A 16,136-nucleotide genomic window follows, 5' to 3' on the forward strand; every position below is an offset into this window, starting at 1 on the left:
ACCTTAGGCAGTGATGTGTGAGGGTCAGGTCATGCGATTGTGAAAATTTCGTGATGAAAACCTCGAAACGTTTCGAGGTATTACAAGGCGGCAATCTCAACCAACCGTCCAGCGACCATCAACTCACAGTCGACGCATTGAACTGGACCTGAAAACGACAGCCATTGGGTTCCATGGTCGTCAGGCTGACGCTCCAGCCCTGGTTTTCACAGATCCGTTGTACTAACGATAGTCCAAGCCCGAGGCCCTCTCCGCGTTTCTCGTTGCCTCGCACAAAAGGTTCGAACATCGCTTCGCGTTTTTCCTCGGGAATACCCACGCCACTGTCCTCGACCGTGAACCCGGTGGGCATCAGGCTCAGCCGGATAAATCCACGGTCGGTGTAATGCAATGCGTTACGCAGCAGGTTGCCCATGACCGCGTGCAATAGCGTTGCGTTATACCGAGTAGTGTGGGGACCACCCCAGTCGACAATCAGCTTGAGCCCCTTGGCCTCGATCTGCTCGCGCCACAGGTTGATCAAGCCGTCGGCCACTTCATCCAGCGTTTGCTGCGCAGACATGCCGGCGTCTTCGCGCTGAGCGCGGGCCAGCATCAGGAAAGTTTGTACCAACTCGCGCATTTCTTCACTGGCGCGGGCAATTCGCTCGACCTGGGCAAGGCCGCGCTGGTCGATCCCGGGGTTTTCCAACAGCAACTCGCAGGAACTGGCCAACACCATCAAGGGCGTGCGCAGTTCATGGCTGACGTCACTGGTGAACATGCGCTCACGGGTCAGCGCCTGGCGCAACCGGCCGAGGGTAGCGTCGAAGGCCACGGCCAGCTCACCCACTTCATCGGCCGCATAATCCGGCGCCAGTGGCGGTGCCAGACCCAGTAGCTGATCGCGATGACGTACCTGACGCGCCAGCCTTACTACCGGTGCCATTACCTTGCGCGCCAGCACCCAGCCGAGAAACACCGCCAGCGCCAGGCTCAGCACGAAGCCCACCAGCACCACGGCAAACAGCACTCGCTCGCGCTCTTCGAAGTCACTCTGGTCCTGCAACAGCACATAGCGCCGACCATCGACCACCTCGACCATCGCGTGGTACGACAGCTGCTCGCGAAAAACCTCGTGAAACCCTGGATCCAGGTGCCGCAAATCCTTGGGCAACTCGAAATCGCCCCGCCCGCCGCTGAAATAAAACAACTGGTCCGGTTCCGGGCGATGACTCCAGTCCGAAACGCTGTCCATCAGCAACAGGCGCTGCAAATCGCCACCCAGGCCCGCCGAAATCAATTTTTCTTCCACCAGGTGCACGGTGGCAACGATGCCCATGGCAAAGGCGCCCGCCACCAGTGCGCTCATCAGCGCAAAGGCAATGATGATCCGTTGAGCGAGGCTCTGTTTAAACTCCATCACGCCCCTCGGCCAGGCGGTAACCCACACCGTGCACGGTTTGCAGCAGCGGTTTGGCGAACGGCTTGTCGATCACCTGGCGCAATTGATGGACATGGCTGCGCAGGCTGTCGCTGTCTGGGCAGTCATCGCCCCACAGGGCCTCTTCGAGAATTTCGCGGCGCAGTACATGCGGGCTTTTCTGCATCAGGACCGCCAGCAACTTCAGGCCCACCGGGTTGAGCTTGAGCAATCGGCCTTCGCGGGTGACCTCCAGCGTATCGAGGTCATAGCTCAGGTCACCCACCTGCAAGGTCCGGCGACCTCCACCTTGGGTGCGACGCATCACTGCTTCGATCCGCGCCGCCAGTTCAGACAAGGCGAAGGGTTTGATCAGGTAGTCATCGGCACCGGACTTGAAGCCTTGCAGCCGGTCGTCCAGTTGATCACGGGCAGTGAGCATGATCACCGGCGTGTCGCGCCGGGCATCTTCGCGCAGGCGTTTGCACAGCGTGTAGCCGTCGATGCCAGGCAACATGATATCGAGTACGATCAAGTCGTAATGCTCCGTAGCTGCCAGATGCAGGCCCGACAAACCGTCCTGTGCGCAATCCACGGTATAGCCCTTGAGTCCCAGGTAATCGGCCAGATTAGCCAGGATATCGCGGTTGTCTTCAACCAATAAAATTCGCATGGGCATCTTCTCCGTACACAATAACGGCCGTCTCGGCCCGCGCAGCTTAAGGCCAAGCGTGATTCAGGGCCAGGGTTGCGTGCAGTCGTCGGTTGGGCGAAATCGTCGGATCAAGCCCCAACGTTTTTTTCACTATCGGTTCACGGGTTGACGACAGGGTCGAGCCCAGACTCCGCGCGGCTGCGTATTCAAGAACATTTCACTGACCAAGGATTGACCATGGTTTCGATCTCTGCACGCCCCGCTTCTCGCCCGCTCAACTTCTGGGTGTGCCTGGGTGTTCCCGCCGTTGCGGCAATCATTCTGGTGTTGCTTGAACTGACGACCCTGGACATGGACCTGGCCAGGCTGTTCTACGATCCGGTCGCCGGGGACTTCATCGGCCGGCACAGTTATTTCCTGGAAACCGTCCTGCATGATCGGGCCAAGCAAGTGGTTATCGCCTTCTCGGTGCTGGCTATCCTCGGTTTTGCCGGTTCGTTCTTTCTGCCCCGGCTCAAGCCGTTCAAGCGGGAACTGGGCTGCCTGGTGCTGTCCCTGGGGCTGGCGACGTCCTTTGTCACGCCGATGAAAGCGGTGACGGCGGTGCAATGCCCGTGGAGCCTGGAGCAATTCGGCGGTCACGAGACCTACAGCGAATTGTTGAGCCCGCGTCCGGCTACAGAAAAACCGGGGCGTTGCTGGCCTGGCGGTCACGCCGCGACCGGTTTCACCCTGTTTGCACTGTTCTTCGTGTTGCGTGATCGCCGTCCGCGCATGGCGCGTGCGGCCTTTGTTTTCGCCTTCGCCCTGGGCTCGGTTTTTTCCATCGGCCGGATGCTGCAGGGAGCACACTTCTTCTCGCACAACGTGTGGACGGCGGTATTCTGCTGGCTGATTTGCCTGGGGTCGTATTACTACATCCTTTATCGACCCACTTCCAAGGCCGAGAGAGAGCTCGAAGCACAGCCGGTCAGTGCCTGAAATACAGATCAAATGTGGGAGCGGGCTTGCTCGCGAAGGCGGTAGATCAGTCAACCTCCCCGGTGATTGACACACCGTCTTAGCGAGCAAGCCCGCTCCCACACTGAATCGCTTGCACTTCAAAATCCGGGCAATAAAAAACCCCGCCTACTTACGCAGGCGGGGTTTTTTTATACAGGGGTAAGGCTGGCTTACATCATGCCGCCCATGCCGCCCATACCGCCCATGTCTGGCATGCCGCCGCCAGCACCGCTGTCTTTCTTCGGTGCGTCAGCTACCGCAGCTTCGGTGGTCAGGATCAGGCCGCCGATGGACGCTGCAGCTTGCAGAGCCGAACGGGTGACCTTGGTTGGGTCCAGGATACCCATTTCGATCATGTCGCCGTATTCGCCAGTCGCAGCGTTGTAGCCGAAGCTGCCTTCGCCGTTCTTGACCTTGTCGACCACTACGCTTGGCTCGTCGCCGGAGTTGGCAACGATCTGGCGCAGCGGCGCTTCAACAGCGCGACGCAGTACAGCGATACCCACGTCCTGATCGGCGTTGTCGCCTTTCAGTTGAGTCAGTGCTTCCAGAGCACGGATCAGGGCCACGCCACCGCCAGGCACCACGCCTTCTTCAACGGCTGCACGGGTAGCGTGCAGGGCGTCTTCAACGCGGGCTTTCTTCTCTTTCATTTCAACTTCGGAACCAGCGCCAACCTTGATCACTGCAACGCCGCCGGACAACTTGGCCAGACGCTCTTGCAGTTTTTCACGGTCGTAGTCCGAGGAAGTCTCGGCAACCTGGGCACGGATCTGGTTGATGCGTGCTTCGATGTCGCCTTGAACGCCAGCACCGTCAACGATGATGGTGTTTTCCTTGGACAGGGTTACGCGCTTGGCGTTACCCAGGTGCTCCAGGGTGGTGCTTTCCAGGCTCAGGCCGATCTCTTCGGAGATAACGGTACCGCCGGTCAGAACGGCGATGTCCTGCAGCATGGCCTTGCGACGGTCGCCGAAGCCAGGCGCCTTGACGGCTGCGACTTTGACGATACCGCGCATGTTGTTCACAACCAGAGTCGCCAGGGCTTCGCCTTCAACGTCTTCGGCCACGATCAGCAGTGGACGGCCGGCTTTGGCAACGGCTTCCAGTACTGGCAGCATTTCGCGGATGTTCGAGATCTTCTTGTCGACCAGCAGGATCAGCGGGCCGTCCAGCTCAGCGACCATGGTCTCTGGCTTGTTGACGAAGTACGGGGACAGGTAGCCACGGTCGAACTGCATGCCTTCAACAACCGACAGTTCGTTTTCCAGGCCCGAGCCTTCTTCGACGGTGATCACGCCTTCTTTACCGACTTTTTCCATGGCTTCAGCAATGATGTCGCCGATGGAGTTGTCGGAGTTGGCGGAGATGGTACCTACCTGAGCGATAGCCTTGGTGTCAGCGCATGGCTTGGACAGGGCCTTCAGCTCTTTGACGATAGCGATGGTCGCTTTGTCGATACCGCGCTTCAGATCCATCGGGTTCATGCCGGCAGCGACGGCTTTCAGGCCTTCGTTGACGATCGATTGAGCCAGAACGGTAGCGGTGGTGGTGCCGTCGCCTGCGTCATCGTTGGCACGGGAGGCAACGTCTTTGACCAGCTGCGCGCCCATGTTTTCGAAACGGTCTTCCAGTTCGATTTCTTTGGCTACGGAAACGCCGTCCTTGGTGATGGTCGGAGCGCCGAAGCTCTTCTCGATGATCACGTTACGGCCTTTCGGGCCCAGGGTCGCTTTTACTGCGTCAGCCAGGACGTTGACACCGGTGAGCATTTTCTTGCGGGCGGAATCGCCGAATTTAACTTCTTTAGCAGCCATGATCGATATTCCTTAAATACTTTGTAGTAACGGGAAAATGAGCGGGGAATCAGCCTTCGACAACAGCGAGGATTTCGTTCTCGCTCATTACCAGCAGGTCTTCGCCGTCGACTTTCACAGTGTTGCTGCCGGAGTAAGGACCGAACACAACCTTGTCGCCCACTTTCACGGACAGTGCACGCACTTCACCGTTTTCCAGTACGCGGCCGGTGCCGACAGCGAGGATTTCGCCGCTGTTGGCTTTTTCAGCAGCCGAACCTGGCAGGACGATACCGCCAGCGGTTTTCTTTTCTTCTTCGCTGCGACGGATGACGACGCGGTCATGCAGAGGACGAAGCTTCATTGTCGATCTCTCCTAATTGTGGTTTTCATCGGCCGGTGTAGTCCCGGCGGGTTTAACAAAGTCCGGCGGTGCCGGGTGCGGTTCGTCGAGCGAACCGCGGAAGTCTGTCTGGCGTGATCACCAGAAACCTTGCGGTGACCGTTACATAAGGGCGCACAAGCTTATTACAAGGGCGCAGATCGAAAAATTTTTACGGTGATCGCCCGAAAACGAACACGGCACCCGAAGGTGCCGTGTCGATATTGCTGTTACTTGGTATCGCGGTGTTCGAACTCGCCTTCGATCACGTTCGGCTCGCGGCCCAGAGGCTCGCGCGGCGCAGGCCCCCCACGGGGCTGGAGGTCGTCGGCGAACGCACGCTGGCGGATCGCTTGTTCCTCGGCACGCTGGCGCATTTTATTGGCCAGGAGGCGACGGCTGATCGGCATCAGCATGACCAGGCCGATCACGTCGCTGATGAAACCCGGAAGAATCAACAAGCCACCGGCCAACGCCAACATCAGGCCTTCCAGCATGGTCTGGGCTGGCAATTCGCCACGATTCAGGCTTTCACGGGCACGCAGTGCGGTGGCCAACCCGGCAACGCGCAACACGAACACACCGAACATCGAGCCGAGAATGATCAGCAGCAGGGCCGGGAAAAACCCGATCGACCCTGCCACCTTGACGAATACGAACAGCTCCAACACCGGGAACAGCAGAAAGAGCAACAAAAAAGGGCGCATCAAATGGTTCCTCAACGCAAGAATGCCTTGCCAGTAATCCTTAGATGACGTCGCCATTTCGTGAATTCAAGCGTCAGCCACTGCCTTTTTCGGCCAATGTTCGGCATGAGCCAGGAAAACCAAGGCCTCGCGCACTTGTGTCGGCGTATTACAAGGCGCTGGAAACGGCAGCCAGTGCAGCCCCTGGCCGATGAGCAGGTGCATGCCTTCGCTGTCGATGCCCACCAGGGTCGCCGGCGAAGTTTTCGGCAAGCCGGCCAGTTCGACGTAATGCGCAATGGCTTTGGCGTGATCGGCGTTCATGTGTTCGATCATGCTCGCCTCGGCCTTGCCGGCAAACGGGTTGGCCAGGGTCAGCTCGTTGACCCAGTGGATCGCGCCAAACCCGCCAATGTAGCGATGGCGCACCGGCTTGAGCACCCAGAAGTCGAAATCGTGGGCCTGATGATAGTTCTGCGAATCCGGGAAATAGCGGTAGTACCGTTCGGCGGCCGCTTCGATGGCGGCAACGTCTTCGACCTGTTGCGCTTCGGCCAGGTAGGTCAGGCGACCAACGGCCTGGACGTCTTCGGCCCCACGCTCGCCCACGAACAGTGAGCATTTCGGATCTTTTTGCAGATTGTGGGTGTGCTGGGCGATGCGGCTGATCAGGATCAGCGGCCGGCCGAGCTCGTCCAGGCAGTACGGAACCACGGAACCGAACGGGAAACCAGGCATTGACTTGGAGTGTGTGGAGAGCACCCCACGGTATTCCTTGAGGAGCAATTCTCGTGCATGCTTAGCCGCTTCAACGCTCAATTTATGACTCCTTATTAAGAATCCGTCGCAAAAACGGACAGGCTGCTGATGAAAGTTCCAGCATGCCGTTGGGGTAGTTCTCATGTGCAGCCGTGGCCAGTTCGGGCGCAGATCGAGAGGCACTCAAGAAGCAAAACCAACCAGACCTGCCACCGGGGGCATGCGAATGAAACTCACTGACAAAGTAATCATTATCACGGGCGGTTGCCAGGGTTTAGGCCGCTCCATGGCCGAGTATTTGGCCGCCAGGGGCGCAAAACTGGCGCTCGTCGACCTGAACCAGGAAAAGCTCGACGACACCGTCGCTGCCTGCACGGCCTTGGGCGTCGAAGCCCGCGCCTATCTGTGCAACGTCGCCAATGAAGAGCAAGTGAGCCATATGGTCGCCCAGGTCGCCAGCGACTTTGGTGCTATTCATGGCCTGATCAACAATGCTGGGATCTTGCGTGATGGCCTGCTGCTCAAGGTCAAGGATGGCGAAATGACCAAGATGACCCTGGCTCAATGGCAGGCGGTCATCGACGTCAACCTGACCGGCGTATTCCTGTGCACCCGTGAAGTCGCGGCGAAAATGGTCGAGCTCGACAACAGCGGCGCGATCATCAATATCTCGTCGATTTCCCGCGCCGGCAATGTTGGCCAGACCAACTACTCCGCCGCCAAGGCCGGTGTCGCGGCAGCTACCGTGACCTGGGCCAAGGAACTGGCGCGCTATGGCATCCGGGTGGCCGGCATTGCACCGGGCTTCATCGAAACCGAAATGACGCTGGGCATGAAACCTGAAGCACTGGAGAAAATGACGTCGGGGATTCCGCTCAAGCGCATGGGCAAGCCTGAGGAAATCGCCCATTCGGCGGCCTACATCTTTGAGAACGACTATTACACCGGTCGGATTCTGGAGTTGGATGGCGGGTTGCGCATCTAGAGCCCCCCTAAACCAATGTGGGAGCGGCGGTGCGACGATTCGACTTGCTCGCGAAAGCGGTGGTTCAGTCAACAATACTGTTGAATGTTAATCCGCATTCGCGAGCAAGCCCGCTCCCACAGGTACCGGCGTTATCCGGCAGATATCAATCGTCGCTGATGGTGATATTCGGCATCGCTGGCGTGGCGGCTTCCTGCAACACGATCCGCGCACCGACATGGCGGGCCAGTTCCTGGTAAACCAGTGCAATCGGGCTGTCCGGTTCGGCGATGACCGTTGGCTTGCCGCCATCGGCCTGTTCGCGGATAGCCATCGCCAGCGGCAGCGACGCCAGCAGCTCGACGCCATACTGATTGGCCAGTTTCACACCGCCACCCTCACCGAACAGATGTTCGGCATGCCCGCAGTTCGAGCAGATGTGTACGGCCATGTTTTCCACCACGCCCAGTACGGGGATGTTGACCTTGCGGAACATCTCCACGCCCTTGCGTGCGTCCAGCAATGCCAGGTCCTGTGGCGTGGTCACGATCACCGCGCCGGCCACCGGGACTTTCTGTGCCAGTGTCAGCTGGATGTCACCGGTGCCTGGCGGCATGTCGATGACCAGGTAATCCAGGTCGCCCCACGCGGTTTGTGTCACCAATTGCAGCAAGGCGCCGGAGACCATCGGCCCGCGCCAGACCATCGGCGTGTTGTCGTCGGTGAGGAACGCCATGGACATCACTTCGACACCATGGGACTGAATCGGCACGAACCATTTCTGATCCTTGATCTGCGGCCGGGTGCCTTCGGCGATACCGAACATGATGCCCTGGCTCGGCCCGTAGATGTCCGCGTCGAGGATCCCGACCTTGGCGCCTTCGCGGGCCAGGGCCAGCGCGAGGTTGGCCGCGGTGGTGGACTTGCCCACCCCGCCCTTGCCGGATGCCACGGCCACGACGTTCTTGACGTTGGCCAGGCCCGGGATCTGTGCCTGGGCCTTGTGCGCGGCGATCACGCTGGTGATATCGACGCGGGCGGCGCTGACCCCGTCAAGGCCTTCAATGGCCATTTGCAGCATCTGCGCCCAACCGCTCTTGAACAAGCCGGCGGCATAACCCAGTTCCAGCTGCACGGTGACGCGCTCACCCTGGATCTCGATGTGGCGCACGCAGCCGGCGCTGACCGGATCCTGGTTCAGATAGGGGTCGGTGTATTGGCGAAGGACGGCTTCCACCGCTGCGCGATTGACGGCGCTCATGGGCAACTCCGAAAACAAGACTGGGAATAGATGGCGGGTATCCTACCCCTTCTGTCTTCCGGACGGCATGCCTGGCAACGATTTGCAGGGGTGAAATATCTTTGCCGGCGCTTTATAGTGGCCGACCTCCGTTTCATCAAGTAGCCGAGCCCCATGTCCGAGCCACGCAAGATCCTCGTCACCAGTGCCCTGCCCTATGCCAATGGTTCGATCCATCTTGGCCACATGCTGGAATACATCCAGACCGATATGTGGGTGCGCTTCCAGAAGCACCGCGGCAACCAATGCATCTATGTCTGCGCCGACGACGCCCACGGTTCGGCGATCATGCTGCGCGCGGAAAAGGAAGGCATTACACCGGAACAACTGATCGCCAACGTCCAGGCTGAACACAGCGCCGACTTTGCCGAGTTCCTGGTGGACTTCGACAACTTCCACTCCACTCACGCCGAAGAAAACCGTGAGCTGTCGAGCCAGATCTATCTGAAGCTGCGCGACGCCGGGCACATCGCCACGCGTTCGATCACGCAGTATTTCGACCCGGAAAAGAAAATGTTCCTGGCCGACCGCTTCATCAAGGGCACCTGCCCGAAATGCGGCACCGAGGACCAGTACGGCGACAACTGCGAAAAGTGCGGCGCGACCTACGCACCGACCGACCTGAAGGATCCGAAGTCGGCGATTTCCGGGGCCACTCCGGTGCTCAAGGATTCCCAGCACTTCTTCTTCAAGCTGCCGGACTTCCAGGAAATGCTGCAGGCCTGGACCCGCAGCGGCACCCTGCAAGACGCCGTGGCCAACAAGATCGCCGAATGGCTGGATGCGGGCCTGCAACAGTGGGACATCTCCCGCGATGCGCCGTACTTCGGTTTTGAAATCCCCGATGAGCCGGGCAAGTACTTCTACGTGTGGCTGGACGCACCAATCGGCTACATGGCGAGCTTCAAGAACCTTTGCGACCGCACGCCGGAGCTGGACTTCGACGCGTTCTGGGGCAAGGACTCCACCGCCGAGCTGTACCACTTCATCGGCAAGGACATCGTCAACTTCCATGCCCTGTTCTGGCCAGCGATGCTCGAAGGCGCGGGCTACCGCAAGCCGACCGGCATCAACGTGCACGGCTACCTGACCGTCAACGGCCAGAAAATGTCCAAGTCCCGTGGCACCTTCATCAAGGCCCGGACCTACCTGGATCACCTGTCGCCGGAATACCTGCGTTACTACTACGCAGCCAAGCTGAGCCGTGGCGTCGACGACCTCGACCTGAACCTCGAAGACTTCGTGCAGAAGGTCAATTCCGACCTGGTCGGCAAAGTTGTCAACATCGCCAGCCGTTGCGCCGGGTTCATCAACAAGGGCAATGCCGGGGTGATGGTCGAGACCAACGCCGCGCCGGAGCTGACCGAAGCGTTCCTGGCTGCCGCACCAAGCATTGCCGACGCCTATGAAGCCCGCGACTTTGCACGCGCCATGCGCGAGATCATGGGCCTGGCCGACCGCGCCAACGCCTGGATCGCCGACAAGGCACCTTGGTCGCTGAACAAACAGGAAGGCAAGCAGGAAGAAGTCCAGGCCATCTGCGCCACCGGCGTCAACCTGTTCCGTCAACTGGTGATCTTCCTCAAGCCGGTGCTGCCGCTGCTGGCCGCCGATGCCGAGGCGTTCCTCAACGTCGCGCCGCTGACCTGGAACGACCACGCGACCTTGCTCGCCAACCATCAGCTGAACGAGTTCAAGCCGCTGATGACCCGTATCGACCCGGTAAAAGTGCAGGCCATGACCGACGCTTCGAAAGAAGACCTGACCGCCAGCCAGACCGACACCGGCGAGGCTTTACCTGCGGGCAATGGCGAATTGGCGAAGGATCCGTTGTCGCCGGAGATCGAGTTCGACACCTTTGCCGCGGTTGACCTGCGCGTCGCCCTGATCGTCAAGGCCGAGCACGTGGAAGGCGCAGACAAGCTGTTGCGCCTGACCCTGGATATCGGTGACGAGCAGCGCAATGTATTCTCCGGGATCAAGAGCGCTTATCCGGACCCGTCCAAACTCAATGGCCGACTGACGATGATGATCGCCAACCTCAAGCCGCGCAAAATGAAGTTCGGCATTTCCGAAGGCATGGTGATGGCGGCAGGTCCCGGCGGTGAAGAAATCTACCTGCTGAGCCCTGACAGCGGCGCCAAGCCTGGTCAGCGGATCAAGTAAGGCACTGCGGTAAACCGATCCCACAGTCGTGCCTGGCGCGACTGTGGGATTTTCATGTCTGGCCCACCCTCCGTCCTTGCCGGATAATGCATAAACTTTTTAGACGGCTGCGTTGAAAAAGCCCCGTTCTTGCCGTAATGCTGTTCACTTAAGACAATTTTAAGGCGAGCAAGAAATATGTGGTGAGGGGATTCATCGAGACGTCGCACCGCCCCGTTGGGCCGCGAAGCAGCCCTCAGCAACCGTTCAAACAGACCGAGTTGTTCGGATTTACGACTGCTTCGCAGCCGAACGGGGATAAATCCCCTCGCCACAAAGCACTATCATGACCGAAACCCTGCTTACGCTCATCAGTACCGCCCTGCTCAACAACCTCGTGTTGCACTGGCCGCTGGGTGTAGATCCCCTGTTGGGCAGCGAACGTCGCCAGGTGCATGCCCTGGGCATCGCGACGACTTGCCTGATGCTGGTTACCGGGGTGCTTGGCTATGTGATCTATCAATGGCTGCTGGTACCGTTGGCGTTGACCGCGCTGCAGCTGTTCGTGTTCCTGCCATTGAGTGCGCTGCTGATCGGCCCGTTGTTGAAGTTGCTTGCACGGGTGTTTTCGACACTGTCCTTCGAAGGTCTTTGGCCGTTGCTGCTGTGCAATGCCGGGGTGCTCGGCGTGGCATTGCTCAACGCCCGGGAGAACAACGGATTTTTTCACGCCTCAGCCTTGAGCATCGGTGCCGGGCTGGGCTTTTGGCTGGTACTGAGTCTGTTCCAGGACCTGCGCCAGCGCACACTCGACAACGATGTGCCCCTGCCCTTTCGCGGCCTGCCGATCGACCTGATCGGCGCCGGCCTGATTGCAGTGGCCTTTCTCGGATTCAGCGGGCTAATCAAAACATGAGTCTGATTCAACGCATCGACGCCCTTTTGCCGCAGACCCAATGCGGCAAGTGTGGCCACCCCGGATGCAAGCCGTACGCCGCAGGCATCGCCAGCGGTGAGCCGATCAACAAATGCCCGCCTGGCGGCAGTGAAACCATTATTGCCCTGGCCGAACTGTTGAACGTGCCGGTGCTGGAACTGGACGCCAGTCGCGGTTCGGCTCCGGCGCAGATCGCCTATATTCGTGAAGCGGAGTGCATCGGTTGTACGAAATGCATTCAGGCCTGTCCGGTTGACGCCATCGTCGGCGCGGCCAAGTTGATGCACACAGTCATCATCGATGAATGTACCGGTTGCGACCTGTGCGTGGCGCCATGCCCGGTGGACTGCATCGAAATGCATCCGCTGCCCTTGAGCGGCGTGCTGCCGATTGTCGGTGGCCTGGCCTCCAGCCTGGAAGAACAACGGGCGCGAGCCGCCAAACGCAATCATGCACGGCGCCGTTTCGAGCAGCGCAACGCCCGTTTGCAGCGTGAAGAGCAACAAAAAATTGCCGAGCGAGAAGCCCGTGCGCAACGGGCCGTCCAACCCAGTGAAGTGGCGCTCGACCCGGTGCAGGCAGCCCTCGAACGCGTGCGCGCGCAGAAGGCCGCGAACGCCGATGCCGCCTTGAAAAAAGCCAAGGTCGACCTGGCGATGAGCCGGGCGCAACTGAACAAGTCGCTCAAGGCCTTCGGTCATCCGCCGACCTTCGAACAGCAATCGCAGTTGATTGTGCTGCAACAGCAGTTCGAAGCCGCCGAGCAAGCCTTGGCCCAACTGGAACGCGTTGCGCCGCCAGCCGTGGCGCCTGTCGCCGCTGTGGCGAACGACGCCGACCTGAAACGCGCAAAGATCCAGCTAGCCATGCGTCGTGCCGAGCTGAAGAAAGCCCAGGCGAGTGCGGCTCCCATCGAGCAGATCGAAGCCCTGGAGCGAGCCCTGAGCGAAGCCGAACGCCAGGTGGATGCACATGCCGCCCCTTGAATCGGCGGACGAACGTCTGCAGCAGGCGATGAAACTGGTTCTGCTGGCGACGCTGCCAGGCGTGTTGGCGTTGTTCTGGTTCTATGGCTGGGGGGTGTTGATCAACTTGACGCTCGCTGGTGTCAGTGCCTTAGCCTTTGAAGCGGCGGTGCTGCGATTGCGCAAGCGCGCGCTCAAGCCGACCTTGAGCGATGGCAGCGCCCTGGTCAGTGCCACGCTACTGGCCCTGGCCTTGCCACCCTATTGTCCCTGGTGGCTGACGATCAGTGCTGCGGCGTTTGCGATGTTGCTGGGCAAGCACCTGTATGGCGGGGTCGGCAGCAACCCGTTCAACCCGGCAATGCTGGGTTTCGCCCTGGTGATGGTGACCTTTCCACAGCAGATGACCCATTGGCCAGCCTCCCACGGCATGGACCTGTGGGGTGGCGTGCAGCAAGTGTTCGGCGCAGGCCAAGACCCGGACGCCTGGGTCCGGGCCACGGCATTGGACAGCCTGCGGATCAACAAAAGCCTGACCATGGATGAACTGTTCGCGGCGAATCCGGCCTTTGGTCAGTTCGGTGGCCATGGCGTGGAATGGGTCAACCTGGCCTTTCTCGCCGGGGGCGCGTTCTTGCTGCAACGCCGCGTATTCAGCTGGCATGCACCGGTTGGCATGCTCGCCAGCCTGTTCATCATCAGCCTGTTGTGCTGGAACGGTTCGGGCTCAGACTCCCACGGATCACCGCTGTTTCATCTGCTCACCGGTGCCAGCATGCTCGGCGCTTTCTTCATCGTCACTGAACCGGTGTCCGGCGCAAAAAGCCCCGGTGCGCGACTGCTGTTCGGTGCAGGCGTGGGGTTGCTGACCTACCTTATTCGCACCTGGGGCGGCTACCCGGACGGCGTGGCCTTTGCCGTGCTGTTGATGAACCTCTGTGTACCGGCGCTGGAGCGGCTTGTCGCGGCCAGGCAGGAGCTGCGCGCACCATGAGCCGAGCGTCGAGCGCCGCCATCCTTGCATTGCTCGCCACCCTCGGGGCTGGCCTGACTTATCTCGTGCAGCACGCCAGCGCACCGCGGATTGCGACTGAACAGCGCCTGATCGACAGTCGCAACCTGCTGGACCTGCTGCCGCCCGACGGCTATGACAATCAACCGCTGGAGCAACCGCTCAGCCTCGAAAACGCTACGTTGGCCAACAGCACGCTGCTGGCGGGCTACCGTGCGACCAAGGCCGGCCGAGCCTATGCCGTGCTGCTGCGCAGCCAGACCCTGGGCTACGCGGGCGCCATTGACTTGCTGATCGCCATCGATCGCAACGGTAGGTTGCTGGGGGTCAAAACTCTCAGGCAGATGGAAACCCCGGGGCTCGGCGCACGCATCGCCGACTGGCCGAACGCCTGGCTCGAGGGCTTTTCCGGCAGGTCGCGAACCGATCCGGCTGACAACGGGTGGGCCTTGAAAAAGGACCAGGGACAGTTTGACCAGGTTGCGGGAGCGACCATCACCTCAAGAGCGGTGATCCACGCCACCCATGACGCATTGCGCTACTTCGATGAGCACCGAGCCTCACTGCTTGGGAGCCCTTCAAATGAATGAATCGCTGCGGCTGCGGAACACCCTGATGCTCGTGCCACTGATTGGCGCCACCGGCTCACTGGTGAATGCCCTGGGCCTGTGGTTGATGTTCATGGTGGTAACCAGTGCCTTTGGCCTCTGCATGAACGCCTTGCGCTCGCGCCTGCTCCCAGCGACCCATTTGCCGGCCAGCGTATTGCTTGCCGCAACGCTGACCAGTTGCGCAGAACTCGGCGCGCAGGCCTGGTCGTTGCAATGGCATCAACATGCCGGGATCTATGCCGGGTTGATCGCCTTGCAATGCGTCGTACTGGAGCGCAGTGATTTCTTCCAGGGCCCCTGGCGCGAACGCTGGCGCCTCTGCGGCCTGTTCGGCGCATTGATGGTGTCCCTGGGCTTGCTGCGCGAACTCATTGGCTACGGGACCCTCGGCAATCATCTGCCCTGGCTGGCGGGTGCAACGCACGCGGATTGGCAGGGCTGGTTGCTGACCGCTGACGGTGGCTTGCGACTGGCCACGCTGGCCCCTGGCGGTTTCATACTGCTCGGGTTGCTCATCGCCGCCTGGCAAGCCTGGCATCGCCCCCCACCCTCACACTGATCGCCTTCGAGGAAACGCACCGCACATGAACGCCGCAAAACGTCTGGAAATATTCCGCCGGCTGCATGAAGACAATCCGGAACCGAAGACCGAACTGGCCTATTCCTCACCCTTTGAGTTGCTGATTGCGGTGATTCTTTCGGCGCAATCAACCGATGTCGGCGTCAACAAGGCCACGGCAAAACTGTTTCCGGTTGCCAATACCCCGGCGGCGATTTATGCCCTGGGCGTGGAAGGATTGTCGGAATACATCAAGACCATCGGCCTTTACAACAGCAAGGCTAAAAACGTGATCGATACCTGCCGGCTGCTGGTTGAGCGTCATGGAGGGGAAGTGCCGCAGACCCGTGAGGAACTCGAAGCCTTGCCTGGCGTCGGCCGCAAGACCGCCAACGTGGTGCTCAATACTGCATTTCGCCAATTGACGATGGCCGTGGATACCCACATTTTTCGGGTCAGCAACCGCACCGGCATCGCGCCTGGCAAGAATGTGGTCGAGGTCGAGAAAAAATTGATGAAGTTTGTGCCCAAGGAATACCTGCTCGACTCCCATCACTGGCTGATCCTTCACGGGCGTTACGTCTGCCTTGCCCGCAAGCCTCGCTGCGGCAGTTGCCGGATCGAAGACTTGTGCGAATACAAGCACAAGACGTCGGACGATTGAGCTGCTATTGGGGTTTTCGATTTATCGATTGAAAAAATCTTTTTTACCCGTCGCAAGATTGTCGATATAAGGAGCCCCAAAGGCCTTCTTCGCCTGGAGTAACTAAATGAGCACTGGCAAAGAACAATTGGACGTGGATGAGGACTTTACCGCCGGAGAGGCTGATGATGCCGAGCCGGTGGCTGAAGTAGCGAAAACCAACCTGAGCAAGCGTCGGACCATCGACAACCTGCTGGAGGAGCGCCGACTGCAAAAGCAATTGGCCGATTACGATTTTGACTTGTAAAACCTAAAAGC

Annotated in this window: 17 protein-coding genes; 10 read left to right on the forward strand and 7 right to left on the reverse strand. The window is 59.9% G+C overall.

Translation table 11 applies throughout. The features are described 5' to 3' along the window. Nucleotides 1–118: 118 nt before the first annotated feature. On the reverse strand, nucleotides 119–1,402 hold the full coding sequence (locus HGP31_RS25710; RefSeq protein WP_168758906.1) for a sensor histidine kinase: 1,284 nt from the start codon (nucleotides 1,400–1,402) through the stop codon (nucleotides 119–121). Next, complete coding sequence (colR, locus tag HGP31_RS25715) at nucleotides 1,392–2,075, reverse strand: two-component system response regulator ColR (RefSeq protein WP_020799911.1); 684 nt, start codon at nucleotides 2,073–2,075, stop codon at nucleotides 1,392–1,394. Before colR ends, HGP31_RS25710 begins: the two co-directional genes overlap by 11 nt. 219 nt (nucleotides 2,076–2,294) lie before the next feature. Between colR and HGP31_RS25720 the strand changes: the two genes are divergently transcribed. Continuing rightward, nucleotides 2,295–3,038 (forward strand): phosphatase PAP2 family protein, encoded by a 744-nt coding sequence (locus HGP31_RS25720; RefSeq protein WP_020799910.1) that lies wholly within the window; start codon nucleotides 2,295–2,297, stop codon nucleotides 3,036–3,038. Nucleotides 3,039–3,229: 191 nt separating this feature from the next. On the opposite strand, the gene groL is transcribed toward HGP31_RS25720, so the two are convergent. From groL to HGP31_RS25740, 4 genes are all read right to left on the reverse strand, one after another. Continuing rightward, nucleotides 3,230–4,876 carry a chaperonin GroEL gene (gene groL, locus HGP31_RS25725; protein WP_020799909.1) on the reverse strand — a complete coding sequence of 549 codons (1,647 nt, stop codon included), beginning with the start codon at nucleotides 4,874–4,876 and terminating at the stop codon, nucleotides 3,230–3,232. Between the two features lie 49 nt (nucleotides 4,877–4,925). Continuing rightward, the gene (locus HGP31_RS25730) at nucleotides 4,926–5,219 is read right to left on the reverse strand and encodes a co-chaperone GroES (protein WP_020799908.1); all 294 of its coding nucleotides are present in this window, start codon (nucleotides 5,217–5,219) and stop codon (nucleotides 4,926–4,928) included. A 248-nt stretch (nucleotides 5,220–5,467) separates the two neighbouring features. Beyond that, entirely contained in the window at nucleotides 5,468–5,944 is a 477-nt protein-coding gene (locus tag HGP31_RS25735; RefSeq protein WP_020799907.1) for an FxsA family protein, read from the reverse strand. Nucleotides 5,945–6,010: 66 nt separating this feature from the next. Continuing rightward, complete coding sequence (locus tag HGP31_RS25740; protein ID WP_033044249.1) at nucleotides 6,011–6,742, reverse strand: HugZ family pyridoxamine 5'-phosphate oxidase; 732 nt, start codon at nucleotides 6,740–6,742, stop codon at nucleotides 6,011–6,013. Between the two features lie 166 nt (nucleotides 6,743–6,908). Here HGP31_RS25740 and HGP31_RS25745 point away from each other — a divergent pair, with 166 nt between their 5' ends. Next, nucleotides 6,909–7,667, forward strand: a complete 759-nt coding sequence (locus HGP31_RS25745) for an SDR family oxidoreductase (protein ID WP_033044250.1) — start codon at nucleotides 6,909–6,911, stop codon at nucleotides 7,665–7,667. 145 nt (nucleotides 7,668–7,812) lie between these two features. Here HGP31_RS25745 and apbC read toward each other — a convergent pair whose 3' ends face one another. Continuing rightward, a complete protein-coding gene (apbC, locus tag HGP31_RS25750; protein ID WP_168758907.1) occupies nucleotides 7,813–8,907 on the reverse strand; it encodes an iron-sulfur cluster carrier protein ApbC in 1,095 nt (364 codons plus the stop codon). A gap of 153 nt (nucleotides 8,908–9,060) precedes the next feature. On the opposite strand from apbC, the gene metG reads away from it, so the two are divergent. The 8 genes from metG to HGP31_RS25790 all read left to right on the forward strand — a co-directional run bounded on the left by metG (nucleotide 9,061) and on the right by HGP31_RS25790 (nucleotide 16,125). Next, on the forward strand, nucleotides 9,061–11,112 hold the full coding sequence (gene metG / locus HGP31_RS25755) for a methionine--tRNA ligase (RefSeq protein WP_033044251.1): 2,052 nt from the start codon (nucleotides 9,061–9,063) through the stop codon (nucleotides 11,110–11,112). A gap of 325 nt (nucleotides 11,113–11,437) precedes the next feature. Next, nucleotides 11,438–12,007: an electron transport complex protein RnfA gene (locus HGP31_RS25760; protein ID WP_168758908.1), complete on the forward strand. Its 570-nt coding sequence runs from the start codon at nucleotides 11,438–11,440 to the stop codon at nucleotides 12,005–12,007. After that, nucleotides 12,004–13,014, forward strand: a complete 1,011-nt coding sequence (rsxB, locus tag HGP31_RS25765) for an electron transport complex subunit RsxB (protein WP_083349729.1) — start codon at nucleotides 12,004–12,006, stop codon at nucleotides 13,012–13,014. Before HGP31_RS25760 ends, rsxB begins: the two co-directional genes overlap by 4 nt. Next, complete coding sequence (locus tag HGP31_RS25770) at nucleotides 13,001–13,987, forward strand: RnfABCDGE type electron transport complex subunit D (RefSeq protein WP_083349730.1); 987 nt, start codon at nucleotides 13,001–13,003, stop codon at nucleotides 13,985–13,987. The genes rsxB and HGP31_RS25770 overlap by 14 nt, the downstream gene beginning before the upstream one ends. After that, on the forward strand, nucleotides 13,984–14,595 hold the full coding sequence (locus tag HGP31_RS25775) for an RnfABCDGE type electron transport complex subunit G (protein WP_020799899.1): 612 nt from the start codon (nucleotides 13,984–13,986) through the stop codon (nucleotides 14,593–14,595). Before HGP31_RS25770 ends, HGP31_RS25775 begins: the two co-directional genes overlap by 4 nt. Further along, on the forward strand, nucleotides 14,588–15,175 hold the full coding sequence (locus HGP31_RS25780) for an Rnf-Nqr domain containing protein (RefSeq protein WP_168758909.1): 588 nt from the start codon (nucleotides 14,588–14,590) through the stop codon (nucleotides 15,173–15,175). Before HGP31_RS25775 ends, HGP31_RS25780 begins: the two co-directional genes overlap by 8 nt. A 25-nt stretch (nucleotides 15,176–15,200) precedes the next feature. Next, complete coding sequence (gene nth, locus HGP31_RS25785) at nucleotides 15,201–15,839, forward strand: endonuclease III (RefSeq protein WP_168758910.1); 639 nt, start codon at nucleotides 15,201–15,203, stop codon at nucleotides 15,837–15,839. A 106-nt stretch (nucleotides 15,840–15,945) separates the two neighbouring features. Further along, a complete protein-coding gene (locus HGP31_RS25790) occupies nucleotides 15,946–16,125 on the forward strand; it encodes a PA3496 family putative envelope integrity protein (protein WP_020799896.1) in 180 nt (59 codons plus the stop codon). Nucleotides 16,126–16,136 lie beyond the last annotated feature (11 nt).

Origin of the sequence: Pseudomonas umsongensis (genome assembly GCF_012647205.1) — a bacterium.
GTDB lineage: Bacteria > Pseudomonadota > Gammaproteobacteria > Pseudomonadales > Pseudomonadaceae > Aquipseudomonas > Aquipseudomonas umsongensis.

What these genes read in the sequence shown, in the direction of transcription:
- HGP31_RS25710 (WP_168758906.1), bottom strand. Translation starts at nt 1,402, where the DNA reads ATGGAGTTTAAACAGAGCCTCGCTCAACGGATCATCATTGCCTTTGCG.
- colR (WP_020799911.1), bottom strand. Translation starts at nt 2,075, where the DNA reads ATGCGAATTTTATTGGTTGAAGACAACCGCGATATCCTGGCTAATCTG.
- HGP31_RS25720 (WP_020799910.1), top strand. Translation starts at nt 2,295, where the DNA reads ATGGTTTCGATCTCTGCACGCCCCGCTTCTCGCCCGCTCAACTTCTGG.
- groL (WP_020799909.1), bottom strand. Translation starts at nt 4,876, where the DNA reads ATGGCTGCTAAAGAAGTTAAATTCGGCGATTCCGCCCGCAAGAAAATG.
- HGP31_RS25730 (WP_020799908.1), bottom strand. Translation starts at nt 5,219, where the DNA reads ATGAAGCTTCGTCCTCTGCATGACCGCGTCGTCATCCGTCGCAGCGAA.
- HGP31_RS25735 (WP_020799907.1), bottom strand. Translation starts at nt 5,944, where the DNA reads ATGCGCCCTTTTTTGTTGCTCTTTCTGCTGTTCCCGGTGTTGGAGCTG.
- HGP31_RS25745 (WP_033044250.1), top strand. Translation starts at nt 6,909, where the DNA reads ATGAAACTCACTGACAAAGTAATCATTATCACGGGCGGTTGCCAGGGT.
- apbC (WP_168758907.1), bottom strand. Translation starts at nt 8,907, where the DNA reads ATGAGCGCCGTCAATCGCGCAGCGGTGGAAGCCGTCCTTCGCCAATAC.
- metG (WP_033044251.1), top strand. Translation starts at nt 9,061, where the DNA reads ATGTCCGAGCCACGCAAGATCCTCGTCACCAGTGCCCTGCCCTATGCC.
- HGP31_RS25760 (WP_168758908.1), top strand. Translation starts at nt 11,438, where the DNA reads ATGACCGAAACCCTGCTTACGCTCATCAGTACCGCCCTGCTCAACAAC.
- rsxB (WP_083349729.1), top strand. Translation starts at nt 12,004, where the DNA reads ATGAGTCTGATTCAACGCATCGACGCCCTTTTGCCGCAGACCCAATGC.
- HGP31_RS25770 (WP_083349730.1), top strand. Translation starts at nt 13,001, where the DNA reads ATGCCGCCCCTTGAATCGGCGGACGAACGTCTGCAGCAGGCGATGAAA.
- HGP31_RS25775 (WP_020799899.1), top strand. Translation starts at nt 13,984, where the DNA reads ATGAGCCGAGCGTCGAGCGCCGCCATCCTTGCATTGCTCGCCACCCTC.
- HGP31_RS25780 (WP_168758909.1), top strand. Translation starts at nt 14,588, where the DNA reads ATGAATGAATCGCTGCGGCTGCGGAACACCCTGATGCTCGTGCCACTG.
- nth (WP_168758910.1), top strand. Translation starts at nt 15,201, where the DNA reads ATGAACGCCGCAAAACGTCTGGAAATATTCCGCCGGCTGCATGAAGAC.
- HGP31_RS25790 (WP_020799896.1), top strand. Translation starts at nt 15,946, where the DNA reads ATGAGCACTGGCAAAGAACAATTGGACGTGGATGAGGACTTTACCGCC.